This window comes from Halorussus limi, from assembly GCF_023238205.1.
Taxonomy (GTDB): Archaea; Halobacteriota; Halobacteria; order Halobacteriales; family Haladaptataceae; genus Halorussus; species Halorussus limi.
Window position 1 is genome coordinate 1,495,034 of sequence record NZ_CP096659.1, and the last position, 12,074, is coordinate 1,507,107.

15 protein-coding genes are annotated in these 12,074 nt (G+C 69.9%); 7 read left to right on the forward strand and 8 right to left on the reverse strand.

The window, feature by feature from the left end:
• Positions 1–15 precede the first annotated feature (15 nt).
• Positions 16–195 carry a hypothetical protein gene (locus tag M0R89_RS07680; protein WP_248651966.1) on the forward strand — a complete coding sequence of 60 codons (180 nt, stop codon included), beginning with the start codon at positions 16–18 and terminating at the stop codon, positions 193–195.
• A gap of 32 nt (positions 196–227) precedes the next feature.
• On the opposite strand, the gene hisA is transcribed toward M0R89_RS07680, so the two are convergent.
• Positions 228–956, reverse strand: coding sequence for a 1-(5-phosphoribosyl)-5-[(5-phosphoribosylamino)methylideneamino]imidazole-4-carboxamide isomerase (hisA, locus tag M0R89_RS07685; RefSeq protein WP_248651967.1), 729 nt, complete (start codon positions 954–956; stop codon positions 228–230).
• Positions 957–1,067: 111 nt separating this feature from the next.
• Between hisA and M0R89_RS07690 the strand changes: the two genes are divergently transcribed.
• Together M0R89_RS07690 and serB are read left to right on the forward strand one after the other, a co-directional pair.
• Positions 1,068–1,475: a DUF7994 family protein gene (locus tag M0R89_RS07690; RefSeq protein ID WP_248651968.1), complete on the forward strand. Its 408-nt coding sequence runs from the start codon at positions 1,068–1,070 to the stop codon at positions 1,473–1,475.
• Positions 1,476–1,562: 87 nt separating this feature from the next.
• Positions 1,563–2,201 carry a phosphoserine phosphatase SerB gene (serB, locus tag M0R89_RS07695; RefSeq protein ID WP_248651969.1) on the forward strand — a complete coding sequence of 213 codons (639 nt, stop codon included), beginning with the start codon at positions 1,563–1,565 and terminating at the stop codon, positions 2,199–2,201.
• Positions 2,202–2,246: 45 nt separating this feature from the next.
• Here serB and M0R89_RS07700 read toward each other — a convergent pair whose 3' ends face one another.
• Positions 2,247–2,516, reverse strand: coding sequence for a DUF7571 family protein (locus M0R89_RS07700; RefSeq protein WP_248651970.1), 270 nt, complete (start codon positions 2,514–2,516; stop codon positions 2,247–2,249).
• 244 nt (positions 2,517–2,760) lie between these two features.
• On the opposite strand from M0R89_RS07700, the gene M0R89_RS07705 reads away from it, so the two are divergent.
• Positions 2,761–3,804, forward strand: coding sequence for an NAD(P)/FAD-dependent oxidoreductase (locus M0R89_RS07705; RefSeq protein WP_248651971.1), 1,044 nt, complete (start codon positions 2,761–2,763; stop codon positions 3,802–3,804).
• On the opposite strand, the gene M0R89_RS07710 is transcribed toward M0R89_RS07705, so the two are convergent.
• A complete protein-coding gene (locus tag M0R89_RS07710; RefSeq protein ID WP_248651972.1) occupies positions 3,801–4,640 on the reverse strand; it encodes a DUF7530 family protein in 840 nt (279 codons plus the stop codon). The two genes, M0R89_RS07705 and M0R89_RS07710, sit on opposite strands and share 4 nt — an antisense overlap.
• A gap of 282 nt (positions 4,641–4,922) precedes the next feature.
• Between M0R89_RS07710 and M0R89_RS07715 the strand changes: the two genes are divergently transcribed.
• The gene (locus M0R89_RS07715; protein ID WP_248651973.1) at positions 4,923–5,204 is read left to right on the forward strand and encodes a DUF7964 domain-containing protein; all 282 of its coding nucleotides are present in this window, start codon (positions 4,923–4,925) and stop codon (positions 5,202–5,204) included.
• A 5-nt stretch (positions 5,205–5,209) separates the two neighbouring features.
• On the opposite strand, the gene M0R89_RS07720 is transcribed toward M0R89_RS07715, so the two are convergent.
• From M0R89_RS07720 to M0R89_RS07730, 3 genes are read right to left on the reverse strand one after another with little or no spacing between them, the layout of a single operon-like run.
• Positions 5,210–6,496 (reverse strand): S1C family serine protease, encoded by a 1,287-nt coding sequence (locus tag M0R89_RS07720; RefSeq protein ID WP_248651974.1) that lies wholly within the window; start codon positions 6,494–6,496, stop codon positions 5,210–5,212.
• A 53-nt stretch (positions 6,497–6,549) separates the two neighbouring features.
• Positions 6,550–7,773 (reverse strand): homoserine O-acetyltransferase MetX, encoded by a 1,224-nt coding sequence (gene metX / locus M0R89_RS07725; RefSeq protein ID WP_248651975.1) that lies wholly within the window; start codon positions 7,771–7,773, stop codon positions 6,550–6,552.
• Positions 7,770–9,149, reverse strand: coding sequence for an O-acetylhomoserine aminocarboxypropyltransferase/cysteine synthase family protein (locus tag M0R89_RS07730; RefSeq protein WP_248651976.1), 1,380 nt, complete (start codon positions 9,147–9,149; stop codon positions 7,770–7,772). The genes metX and M0R89_RS07730 overlap by 4 nt, the downstream gene beginning before the upstream one ends.
• Positions 9,150–9,272: 123 nt before the next feature.
• Between M0R89_RS07730 and M0R89_RS07735 the strand changes: the two genes are divergently transcribed.
• A complete protein-coding gene (locus M0R89_RS07735) occupies positions 9,273–10,370 on the forward strand; it encodes a family 43 glycosylhydrolase (RefSeq protein ID WP_248651977.1) in 1,098 nt (365 codons plus the stop codon).
• Here M0R89_RS07735 and M0R89_RS07740 read toward each other — a convergent pair.
• Both M0R89_RS07740 and M0R89_RS07745 read right to left on the reverse strand, forming a co-directional pair.
• Positions 10,354–10,641, reverse strand: a complete 288-nt coding sequence (locus M0R89_RS07740) for a hypothetical protein (RefSeq protein ID WP_248651978.1) — start codon at positions 10,639–10,641, stop codon at positions 10,354–10,356. The two genes, M0R89_RS07735 and M0R89_RS07740, sit on opposite strands and share 17 nt — an antisense overlap.
• A complete protein-coding gene (locus M0R89_RS07745; protein WP_248651979.1) occupies positions 10,641–10,886 on the reverse strand; it encodes a hypothetical protein in 246 nt (81 codons plus the stop codon). Before M0R89_RS07745 ends, M0R89_RS07740 begins: the two co-directional genes overlap by 1 nt.
• Positions 10,887–10,989: 103 nt before the next feature.
• Here M0R89_RS07745 and M0R89_RS07750 point away from each other — a divergent pair, with 103 nt between their 5' ends.
• Positions 10,990–12,054, forward strand: coding sequence for a S66 family peptidase (locus M0R89_RS07750; RefSeq protein ID WP_248651980.1), 1,065 nt, complete (start codon positions 10,990–10,992; stop codon positions 12,052–12,054).
• Positions 12,055–12,074: the final 20 nt, after the last annotated feature.

Sequence of the window (12,074 nt, forward strand, 5' to 3'; positions counted from 1 at the left end):
ACGTCCAATCGGAAAATGCGTAAAATAGACGTTCTGACGCTGCTCGGCCTGTTCGTGGGCGGACTCATGTCGCTCGGCGACGGCGCGGTCCTCGGCGTACCGCTGCTCGCCGCCAGCGCGTACCTGCTGGCCAAACCGCGAGCGCGACCGACCGGAAGACGCCTGTCCGCCGCGGTGACCGCGTTCGCGAGATAGCTCCCGCGGTCGGGCCGAATCGAATCCGCGGTCTAAACTGATTTCGCTTCTTCGAGCGTGAACTCGCCCTCGTAGAGTGCGGTCCCGACGACGACGGCCGCGGCCCCGGCCTCGCGGAGCGCGCGCACGTCGTCGAGCGTGGCGACGCCGCCCGACGCCACGACCGGGATATCGACCGCCTCGACCACCTCGCGCACGCGGTCGGTCTGGACGCCCGCGAGTTGCCCCTCCACGTCCACGTCGGTGAACAGAATCGCGCCCGCGCCCAACTCCTCGTAGCGCGCCGCGGCCTCGGCGGGGTCGAGTCCCGTGGCCTCGGTCCACCCCGAGACGACGACTTCGCCGTCCTTGGCGTCGAGACTGACGGTCACGGAACCGGGGTACTCCGCCGAGATTTCCTCGACTATCTCCGGGTTCTCGACCGCCGCGGTGCCCAGAATCACGCGGTCCACGCCCCGCGAGAGCAGGTCCGTGGCGTCCGCGACGGTCCTGATGCCGCCGCCCAACTGCACGTCCGCGTCGTCGCCGACCGCGTCGATGACGGCCTCGACCGCCGCGGCGTTCTCGCGTTCGCCCTCGAACGCGCCGTCGAGGTCCACGAGGTGGAGGGTCTCCGCGCCGCGTTCGACCCACTGTTCGGCGGCCTCCACCGGGTCGCCGTAGGTCTTCTCGGTGCCGCGTTCGCCCGCGACCAACTGGACGACTTCGCCGTCCTGCATGTCCACCGCGGGCACCACCTCGAACTCGGGGAACTGCGTCATGGGAGTCGGTAGGTCGAGCGGCGGTTAAAGGCTCACCCTTCGGCGGCCGTCGGGAGGGCCGGACTTCGGAGTGGTTAGGGTTTTAATATGTCTGCGACGGAGAGGTCCGGTATGAAGCAGTCGTCGTTCCGGTATCTGGGCGCGTTCGACCTGCTGCTCGTCGCGGCGTTCGTCGCCGCTTTCGGCGTCCGGGCGCTCGCGGCGAGCGTCGTCGTCTCGGCCATGGCGCTCGCCGGCGTCTCGGCCCTCGTCGCCGGAAGCGTCGCGGAGGTGTCGCTCGGACCGGTCGCGCTCTCGTGGCGGCACTTCGTCGCGCTCACGTACGGACTCTTCGGCCTGATACTGCCCGGCAGTTACCCCCCCGGCGCCCTCGAGGGGACCGCGAGTCGGGCAGAACTCGCGCTGTTCGCCGTCACCTCGGTGGGCGCGCTCTCGCTGCTGTTCTACGGCTACGACGTGGCCCGCGGCGGCGGCAACTTCGATGTCGAACCCGACGTGGAGACGGTCGTCGGCCGGTAGCGCGCCCGCCGTCCCGTTTCCGCGGCCGCCCTCGCACTAACCGCGCCTTCCGTTCGTTTCAAGCCCCCGGCAGACGAACCACCGGCCATGACGCTGGTCGCGTTCGACTTCGACGGCACGCTCTCGGACTCCGAGATGACGGTCCTCCTCGGCGAGCAGATGGGAGTGGCCGACGAGATGGCGACGATTACCGAGCGAGCGATGAACGACGAGATTAGCTACGCCGAGAGCCTCCGGGACCGGGCCGCTCTGCTGGAGGGTCTCTCCGACGACAAGGCCGAGGAGGCCTTCGACGGGGTGTACCTCCGGCCGGACACCGCGACCGTGATTCGGGAACTCAACGAGGCGGGCGTGACAACCGCGGTCCTGACCGGCGGGTTCGAGCGCGGCGTCGAAGTCGCGCTGGAGCGCGAGGGCGTCTCGGTCGATACCATCGTCGCCAACCGCCTCCCCGTTGCAGACGGCGAACTCACCGGCGAGGTCGAGGGACCGCTCATCGAGGGCACGAAGGACGACGCCCTCGAACGACTCGCGGGCGAGCGCGAAATCGCCATGAGCGACACCGTCGCGGTCGGCGACGGCGCGAACGACCTCCCGATGCTGGAAGTCGCCGGACTCTCGGTCGGGTTCGCCCCGAAACCGGCGGTCCGACCCGCGTGCGACGTCGTGGTAGCAACGATGGAGCGGCTCCGAGAGGTGTTCGACGAGGAGGGACTGCTGGACTGACGAGAACCGCGAGAAAGCGACGGCCCGAGGGCGGTCTCGTGCCGTTCAGGGGGACGCGGTATCGAGGTGCCAACCCGGGTCGTGGCCCGTCCGCTCGATGCGGTCGGAGCGACACGCCGGACAGTAGTCGGGGGTGGCAGTCAGACTTCGGGGGACGTAGACCGCACCGCCGCACTCCACGCAGGCGTCGGGGACGACAGTCGCGCAGTCGACGCAGACGTTGAAGTCGTCGACCGTGAGTTCGCGCAGGGGTTCGAGTTGTTTGTCCAAGATGTACTCGTCGATGACCGCCTGACAGTTTTGGCACGGTTTCATAGCGATGCGCTCGGTACCATGCGACCCCAACACAAAGACCTACCGCCCGTGTGAAATCTTACCGTCGGTTATCCGTCGCCTACCGCCGATTACGCTCTGCCTGTCGCGGCCCTTCGGCGTCACGCGGGCCGCGAAAGTCCCGGGCGTGCGAACGCGAGGGTGAGACCGCGAGCGCGGAACGACGGACAGGTCGCGTTTCCGCGGTCGGACAACCCTTTTGCCGCGCGACTCCGTCGGTTCGACCATGACCCGAATCGCCGTCGTGGGCGCGGGCGCTGCCGGACTCGGGGCCGCGTACGCGCTCCGCGAGACAGACGCCGAGGTGACGGTGTTCGAGCGCCGCGAGTCGGTCGGCGGCCGGGCGGCGACTCGCCGGCGCGACGATTGCGTCTACGACGTGGGCGCTAACTACTGCAAGGACGACGACGAGCGCGTCTCCCGCCTCGTCTCCGAGGAACTCGCCGACGGTCTCGTGGAGGCCGAGGGGCCGGTCTGGACCTTCGACGCGGACGGCGAGATCTCGAAGGGCCGGGGCGACGACGCGCGCAAGTGGACCTACCGCGAGGGACTGGCGTCGCTCGGCGAGCGACTCCGCGACGCCGGCGGCGCGACGGTCCGGACCGGAACCGAGGTCACGGGCCTCGCCCGCGAGGACGACGAGTGGCGCGTCGAGTACGAGTCGGCGGACGACGCGCTGGCGGCCGGTGACGCCCGCGCGGACGCCCTCGTCCTCACGCCGCCCGCGCCGGCGACCGCCTATCTGCTCGACCGGGCCGACTGGGACGACCCCCTGCGCGAGGACCTCGTGGAGGCGGCGGCCGACGTGCCCTACCGGACGCTGCTCTCGGTCGCGCTCCACTACCCCGAGCGCACCGACCTGCCCTACTACGGTCTCGTGAACGCCGACAAGGACCACGAACTCGGCTGGGTCTCCCGCGAGGAGTGCAAGCCCGGCCACGTCCCCGACGGCGAGAGCCTGTTGGTCGTCCAGCCGTCTCCCGGGTGGTCGCGCCACCGGTACGACGACGCCGACGACGAAATCGCGGTGCAGGCCGCCGACCTGACCGCCGAACTGCTCGACGACCCGGACCGGTATCAGTTCGACTGGGCCGACGTGGTCCGGTGGCGCGACGCGCTCCCGGACGGCGGGGCCGACGCCCGACTCCTCGGCCGCGGCGAGCGCTCCGACCTCTTCTTCGCCGGCGACTGGGTGGCGGGCGAGGGCCGCGTCCACGCCGCGCTCGCGAGCGGCTTGGAGACCGGCGAGCGCGTCGCCGAGAGATTCTAAGAGCGTCGGAGCAGCGACGCCGACGCGCCCGAGACCAGCGTCACCGCCGCGACGTGGCCGACGACGGCCCAGACGAGCAGGCTCTGGCTCCGGACGAACGCCGCCAGCGGGAGGTGGAGGAGCGCGAACGCGACCGTCAACAGGTCGGCGCGCCGGAGTCGCGCCCGGGCCCGCGCGTCGAACCGGTCTCGGTACCGCACCGTCCGCGCGAGTCCGGTGACGCTGGCCCACCACGCCGTACCGATGCGGTAACAGAGGTCCCACGCCACCAGCAGCGCCAGCGCGACCGCCGCCACCGGCGGCGTCTCGCCGAGGAGCGACGCGAACAGGGGGACCTGCCCGCTCCGGGCGCCCGCCGCGAACAGGTAGGTCAGGAGCGCGACGAACGACACCACGCCCAGTACCACCTCGACGTTGGACGAGAAGAGCGCTCGCCGGTACGCCGCCGGCGTCCCGACCCCTCGAATCTCCTCGCCGAGCGCGAGCATCAGGTAACTCCCCGCGGCGGCGACCCCGACCGCGGCGGTCCCCGCGGGAACCGCGCTCCAGAGGTCGTAGACGGCCGCGAGCGCCAGCACCAGTCCCTCGAACACCGCGAACTGGACGCCGACTGCGACCGGCCGGGACGGCGACAGGCCGGGAATCGCGCCGACGATGCTCTCGTAGACCCACGCCTCGCCGTACCGAGTGGTCGGGTCGGAGTCGGCGGGGCGAGAGTCAGCGGAGTCGGAATCGGCAGGCCCGAAGCCAGCGGGGTCGGAGTTGGTAGGCTTCGGGTCGGCGAGACCGGCGTCGTCGGGGTCGAGACCGCCGGGACTCGGGCGCTCGCCGCTCATCCGTCGTCCGCCGGCGCGCGCTCGACGGATTTCCCCGGGAACGCCGGTTCGACGTTCTCGGCGGGCGTCGGTTCGACCGGCAGTACCCCGCCGGTGGGTCTCGTCGTTTCAATCGCCAACGCACACATTTTCCGGGGCTTGGGACCGGGCGACCATAACTGTCGGCGGTCGCTCGCCCGACTCGACTCCGGTCCGCGTCCGCACGCCGTCGCGCGGCGACGCGGAGACTCGTCGGGGGCCGCGACGCGGGGATTTTTTGGCTCGCCGCGTCAAGCGACGGTCATGTCCGAACTGAACGCCTTGGAGTCGCTCCCGGACCGAGCGATGAAGCGGTCCGAACTCGACGGTCTCGCCGAGAGCGAGTCCATCGACTGGGTCGAACCGCTTCGGAGCGGCGTCAGCGAGCGCCGCAACATGGTGAACGCGTGGATTCTCGAAACCGACGGGACCGCCCACGTCCTGCTGTACGAGATTCAGGGGTGGATGCCGCAGGGGTCGTTCGACGCCGAGGGACTGTCCCCGGACGAGAAGCGCGAGCGCGGCGACGAGATTCTGGACTTCTGAGTCGGCTAACTCGGCGTAGCGGTTCGCTCGCGCTCCCGTACGGTCGTGGTCTCGCTCGGCGCGGTCGTTCCGTTCGGCGCGGTCGTCCTATCCGGCGTGGTCGTCTGGTTCGTCACGGTCGCGTTCTCCGTCGGACGGGGCGGTATCGCGGGTCGCTCGCCGAGCGTCACCTCCACCGTCCGGTTCTCGCCGTTCCGTAGCACGGTGAGAGACACCGTCTCGTTCGGGCGAGTCTCCAGCAGGAGATACGAGAGCAGGTCCTCTCTGTCCGATATACGGGTCCCGTCGACGGCGAGGACGACGTCGCCGTCGTACGGCACGTACTCCGTCAGGTGGAAGGCGGGCGCTTCGCGCAACTTCCCGTCGGACGGGCCGCCGGGTTCGACCGCGGTCACCATGACGCCCGTCGAGACGGGGAGGTCGTTGGCCTCGGCGATGTCCGGTCCGACGTTCGCCACGTCGGCGCCGAGCGACGAGTGGGGGTAGCTTCCGTTCGCGACGAGGGCCGGGACGACTTCGCGGACGACCCGCGCCGAGATGGCGAAGTTGACGCCCGCGTTGGTGAAGCCCCAACCGCTGTTCAGGACGCCGAGGACCGCTCCCTCGCAGTTCAGGAGCGGACCGCCGCTGTTCCCGGGGTTGGCGGCGGCGTCCGTCTGAATCATGTCGGCCCACGTGACGTTGAGTCCGGGCAACGCCTCCACGGTGACCAGTCGGTCCTCGCCGCTGACGATGCCCCGGGTTATCGACGCCTCCCAGTCGTTCCGGAACGGCGTGCCGACCAGCGCGACGGACTGGCCCCGCCGGGGCGAACTCTCGACGACGGGGAGCGCCCGCGCCGTCGAGGGCGGGTTCTCGACGGCGACGACCGCGAGGTCGGTCCAGAGGTCCGACCCGACCACCGTCGCGTTGCGCCAGCCCTGCTCGCCGAACTGGACGTCCACGTCGGTGGCGTTGTGCGTGACGTGCCAGTTCGTGACGACGTACGCCGTTCCGTTCTCGACGCTGTAGACCCATCCGCTCCCGCCCCACCCGTAGCTCTCGTTCTCGGCGCTCACCGAGACGACCGAACGCTCCGCGGCCCCGAAGGTGGTCGTGTAGTTGCAGTCCGTTCCCTGTCTCCCGAGGTTTCCGGCAATCGGTTCGGCCGCTCTGCCGGCGTCGCTCCCGGATTCGGCCGTTCGTGCGTGTTCGCCGCTCCGGTCCGTCGCCCCGCCGACAGTCCCTACGCCGACACCCCCTGCGCTCACCAGTGCGAGGACGAGAACCCCCGCCAGTACTCTGTTCCCCATTCCCGACTACCGACCCGACGGGGCCGGCAATGAAAGTACGGGTGGCCCGAGGGTCACTTCCCGAACAGACTCGCGTGGACCGGGGCGAACTCCCGTTCGTCGGCGTCACTGACCGCCCGGCCCTCGACGCCCGCGTCGAGGAAGTCCCGGAGCGGCGGCCCGACCTCCTCGGGTTCCACGAGGAAGGCGTCGTGGCCGTGGTCGCTCTCCACGACGTGGTGGGCCGCGTCGACGCCGACGGTCTCGAAGGCGTCGGCGAGACGCTCGGCCTGCTCGACGGTGAAGTGCCAGTCGCCGGTGAAGCTAATCACCAGCGCCTCGCCGGAGAACCCGGCGAGCGCGTCGGCGTCCGAGTCGTAACCCGACGAGAGGTCGTAGTGGTCCATCGCCCGCGTCAGGTAGAGGTAGCTGGTGGCGTCGAAGCGCTCGACGAACTTCTCGGCCTGATAGTCGAGGTACGACTCGACCTCCCGGTAGGGGAAGTACTCGCCCGCGGGGTCGTCGGGCGCGAAGGCGTCGGCCATCGCGGCCCGGCCCGCCGACCGGCGGCCGAACTTCCGGTCCATCGACTCCTTCGAGAGGTAGCCGACGTGGCCCAACTGGCGGGCGACGGCGAGGCCGTCGGTGGGTCGCTCGCGGTCCTCGCCGTGGTAGTCCCCGTCGTTCCAGTTCGGGTCGGTCGTGATGGCCCGGCGCGCGATGGCGTCGATGGCGAGCATCTGGGGGTCGAGGCGGGCCGCCGTGGCGACCGGCACCACCCGGTCTACGCGCTCGGGATACCGCTTGGCCCACTCCAAGACGTTCATCCCGCCGACGCTCCCGCCGACGACGGCGTGGAGCGGGCCGACCCCGAGGTGGTCGAGGAGTCGGGCCTGCGCCCGGGTCCAGTCGCCGACCGTCACGGCCGGGAAGTCGGTGCCGTACGCCTCGCCGGTCTCGGGGTCGATACTGGCCGGGCCGGTCGTGCCGTAGCACGACCCCGGCACGTTCGCGCAGACGACGTAGTAGCGCCGGGTGTCGATTGCCTTCCCCGGTCCCACCACGTCGCTCCACCACGCTGCGGCCTGTCCGTCGGTCGCCGCGCCGTCGCCGTCGTCTCCGTCGCGCGCCCGCTTCGGCCCGGTCACGTGCGCGCTCCCGGTCAGCGCGTGACAGACCAGCACCGCGTTGTCGCCGTCGTACTCGCCGTAGGTCTCGTAGGCGACTTCGAGGGGGACCGACCGGCCGCACTCGAACTCGAAGCGACCGAGGTCGGCGGTGTCGCGGGTCCGGTTCATGTCGGGTCCGTCGCTCCTCCTCGGCGTTCGACGGACTCCTCGATGGCTCGGTCGATGTCGGCCAGCAGGTCGGCGGGGTCCTCGATGCCGACCGAGAGCCGAATCAGGTCGGGCGAGACTCCCGCCGACCGCTGTTCCTCGGGCGAGAGTTGGGCGTGAGTCGTGCTGGCGGGGTGGATGACCAGCGTCTTCGCGTCGCCGACGTTGGCAAGAAAGCTCGCCAACTCGACGTTCTCGCAGAACGCCTTCCCGGCCTCAAAGCCGTCCTCAAGTCCGAACGCTATCATCCCGCCGTACCCTCCGTCCAGATACTCGCTGGCGTTCTCGTGGGTCTCGTGGCTCTCCAAGCCCGGATACGCGACCCACGCCACGTCGTCGTGGTCCGCGAGGTACTCGGCCACGATGGCGGCGTTCTCGCAGTGGCGCTCCATCCGGAGCGGCAGGGTCTCCAACCCTTGGAGGGTCTGCCACGCGTCGAACGGCGACTGCTGGTTGCCCAGACTCCGGAGCGCCCGCCAGCGCGCCGCCGCGGCCAGCGGCGCGTCGGGGAAGTCCCGCGAGAAGTCGGTGTCGTGGTAGGCCGCGTTGTCGCCGGCGAGTTCGGGGTAGCTGTCGGCGTGGGCCCGCCAGTCGAAGCTCCCGCCGTCCACCAGCACGCCGCCGACGGTCGTACCGCTCCCGTGGAGCCACTTGGTCGTGGACTCCCAGACGGCGTCCGCGCCGTGGTCGAGGGGATTGCAGAGGTACGGCGTGGCGAACGTGTTGTCCACGACGAGGGGTGCCCCGGCGTCGTGGGCGATGTCCGCGACTCGCTCGAAGTCGGGCGTCACCAGCGAGGGGTTGCCGACGGTCTCGACGTGGACGAACGCGGTGTCCGAATCGACCGCCTCCTCGTAGGCCGCGTAGTCGAGCGTGTCGACGAACCGGGGTTCGACCCCGCGCTTGCTCGCGGTGTGGCTGAGGTGGGCGGTCGTCCCGCCGTAGGTGTCGGTCGAGCAGACCACGTTGTCGCCCCCGTCGGCCAGCACGAGGACCAGCGAGTCGAACGCGGCCATCCCGCTGGCGGTCGCCACCGCGTCCGCCCCGCCTTCGAGCGAGGCGAGGCGGTCTTCGAGCGAGCGCGTCGTCGGGTTCGAGATGCGCGAGTAGATGTCGTCGTCGGCGTCGAGTGCGTAGAGGTCCGCGGCGTGGTCGGCGTCCTCGAACTCGTAGGAGGTGGTCTGGTAGAGCGGCGGCGCGCGCGCCCCGGTGGCGGGGTCGGCGCCGTGGCCCGCGTGGAGGCTCCGGGTGTCGAAGCGGGGCCGGTCGTCCGCCTCGTCGTGCCACGCTCGATTGCTCGACGAGCGCGGCTCGTCGGCGTCCTCGGAGTCGGTCATGTACTACACGCATATTTCTACGCGAAGTTATAACCGCCAGTTACGGCAAGGATTGCAGGCGGCGAACGGGCGCTCGACTCGACCGGACGGAACGCTTTTGGGGCTCGTTGGCATACGACCTGCGTGAATCGGCGCGAACTTCTCACCGCCGCAGGGGTCGCCTGCTTCGGGACTGGTCACTCCGAGGCAACTATGTCCGGAAGCGTCCGCGAGAACTCGCCGGACTCCTCTCGACCCCAGTCGCCGGACACCTACCGGAACCCGGTCTACGACCGCGTCTTTCCGGACCCCGACGTGCTCCGGGTCGGGAGTACCTACTACGCCTACGGCACTTACCACCCGTGGAAACCCGGCGTCGGTCCCGAGCGCCAACTGGTTCCCGTCCTGCGGTCGCCCGACCTCGTGAACTGGGAACCGGTCGGTCCGGCGTTCGCCGGGGACCCCGAGTGGTCGCAGTACAGAGGCCTGTGGGCGCCCGGCGTCGGACGACTCGACGGTCGGGTTCTGCTCTACTACTCGGACTCGGAGTTCGGCGCCGACAATCCCGGCATCGGCGTCGCCACCGCGCCCGACCCCGCGGGACCGTTTCGGCCGCGGGGCGGCCTGTTCCGGAGCGAGGGCATCGGCGTCCCCAACTCCATCGACCCGATGCTGTTCGTCCGCGACGGCACGCCGTACCTGTTCTGGGGGAGCCACCGGGGCATCTACGGGATTCGACTCGCCGCCGACGGTCTCTCGACAGCGGGCGAGAAGTTCCGAATCGCGGGCCGCGGGGTCGAAGCGCCCTACGTCGTCGAGCGCGACGGCTACTTCTACTTCTTCGGCTCTCGGGGCACCTGCTGTGCGGGCGCGAAGAGTACTTACTACCTCGTCGTCGGGCGGGCCGAGAAACTTCGGGGACCGTACCGCAACCGCGCCGGGGAACGCCTCACCGTCGCCGACGCGACCGGAACGACGATTCTGGAAGGCGGCGAGCGGTTCCTCGCGCCGGGCCACTGCGCGGTGGTCCGGGACGAGAACGGCGGGTGGTGGATGCTCTACCACGCCTACGAGGCCGGTAAACCGTGGATTCAGGACACGCCGCGCCGAGTCCTCATGCTCGACCGGGTTCGGTGGCGAGACGGGTGGCCGGTGGTCGGCGAGAACGGGACGCCGAGTCTGACGGGACGGATTCCGCCGGTCGGGAACCGACTCCGTCCCCGACTCACAGTCCCTCCTTGAGCGCGAACAGGAAGACCGCGACGAGACCGAGGAATCCGAGACCGACCGCGGCGAGGCCCAGTTTCAGTATCAGGTCGCCGCCGACGTGGACGAGTTCGACCAACACCAGCACGGCGAGTAGAAGCGCCAGTCGGTCGAGTCGGGATTCGAGACGGCCGAACCGGTCGGCGAGTCGGTCCGCGTCGTCGCCGAGACCGTCGAGTTTCGCTTCGAGGCGGTCGAGTTCCGCGGTTCGGTCGGCGGCGTCCTCGGCCGCGCGGTCGTCGGTCATCAGACTCCCTCCCCGGAGAGCAGTCCGACGACCGACCGGCCCCAGAGGTACGCGAATCCGAAGACGAAGACCGCGACGCCGGCGAGCAGGAGATAGAGCGCGTCGACCCGCAGCAGTTCGAGCAGTTCGACCGCGAGGAGGGCGACCAGCAGGAGGGCGATTCTGTCGAGGCGGGCGAGACGCGAAGCGTCTCGAAACGCGAACGGTGAAACCGTGAGTGGGGCGAGCAGTTCGGGGTCGGCCATGCGCGATTGCTGGCAGGGGACTGCCATCAAGGTGTGGGTTCGCCGTGGGACTCGCTGTCGCGCCTCCGAAAACCATAGGAAACCCGACACCGAACCGGTGGCTATGAGCGAATTCGTCGTCCCGCCGGCGCTGGACCGCGGCGACAGAGTGGCCGTCGTCGCGCCCGGGTCCAACCGAGCGACCGACTACCCGCACGTCTACGAATTGGGACTCGAACGCCTCCGGGAGGTCTTCGACCTCGAACCGGTCGAGTTCCCCACCGCGACGAAGTCCAGCGACTACCTCTACGACCACCCCGAGGAGCGCGCCCGGGACGTGATGGACGCCTTCGCGGACCCCGAGATTTCGGGCGTCGTGACCGTCATCGGCGGCTTCGACCAGATTCGAATCCTGAAGCACCTCGACCCCGCTACCCTCCGGGAGAACCCGACCCGATTCTACGGCATCAGCGACAACACCAATCTCGCGAGTTACCTCTGGAACCTCGGCGTCGTCTCGTTCTACGGCGGGACGGTGATGACCGACCTCGCCATGCAGGGGTCGATGCACGACTACACCGTCGAGTATCTGGAGACGGCGTTCTTCGCCGACGACCTCGACGCCTTCGGCGACCTCCGGCCCGCCGAGGAGTTCACCGACGAGGACTTGGACTGGGAGGACCCCGAGAAGTTGGACCAGCACCGCGAGACGGAGCCGAATCCGGGGTGGAGCTTCCGCGGTGCGGAGACCGCGGTCTCCGGCCGGACGTGGGGTGGCTGTCTTAGCACGCTCGACATGCAGTTGCGGACCGGCCGATACCTCCCCGCGCCCGAGGACCTCGACGGGCGAATCCTCCTACTCGAAACGTCCGAGGAACTGCCCTCCGCGCTGGCGGTCCGCGAAGTCCTCATCGGGATGGGCGAGCGCGGTCTGCTGGAGCGGTTCGCGGGCGTCCTCGTCGGTCGCGCCAAGGCCCGCAACCTCTTCGAGGACCCCGGCCCGGAGGCCCGCGCCGAGTACCGCGAGGACCAGCGAGAGACCGTCGCGGACGTGGTGGCGGAGTACAACCCGGACGCGCCGGTCGTCTTCGACGTGGACTTCGGTCACACCGCACCGGTCGTGCCGATGCCGGTCGGCGGACGCGTGGAAATCGACCCCGCGAGCGAGGCGATTTCGGTCGGCGACTGACCCGGAATCACGGGTTACAA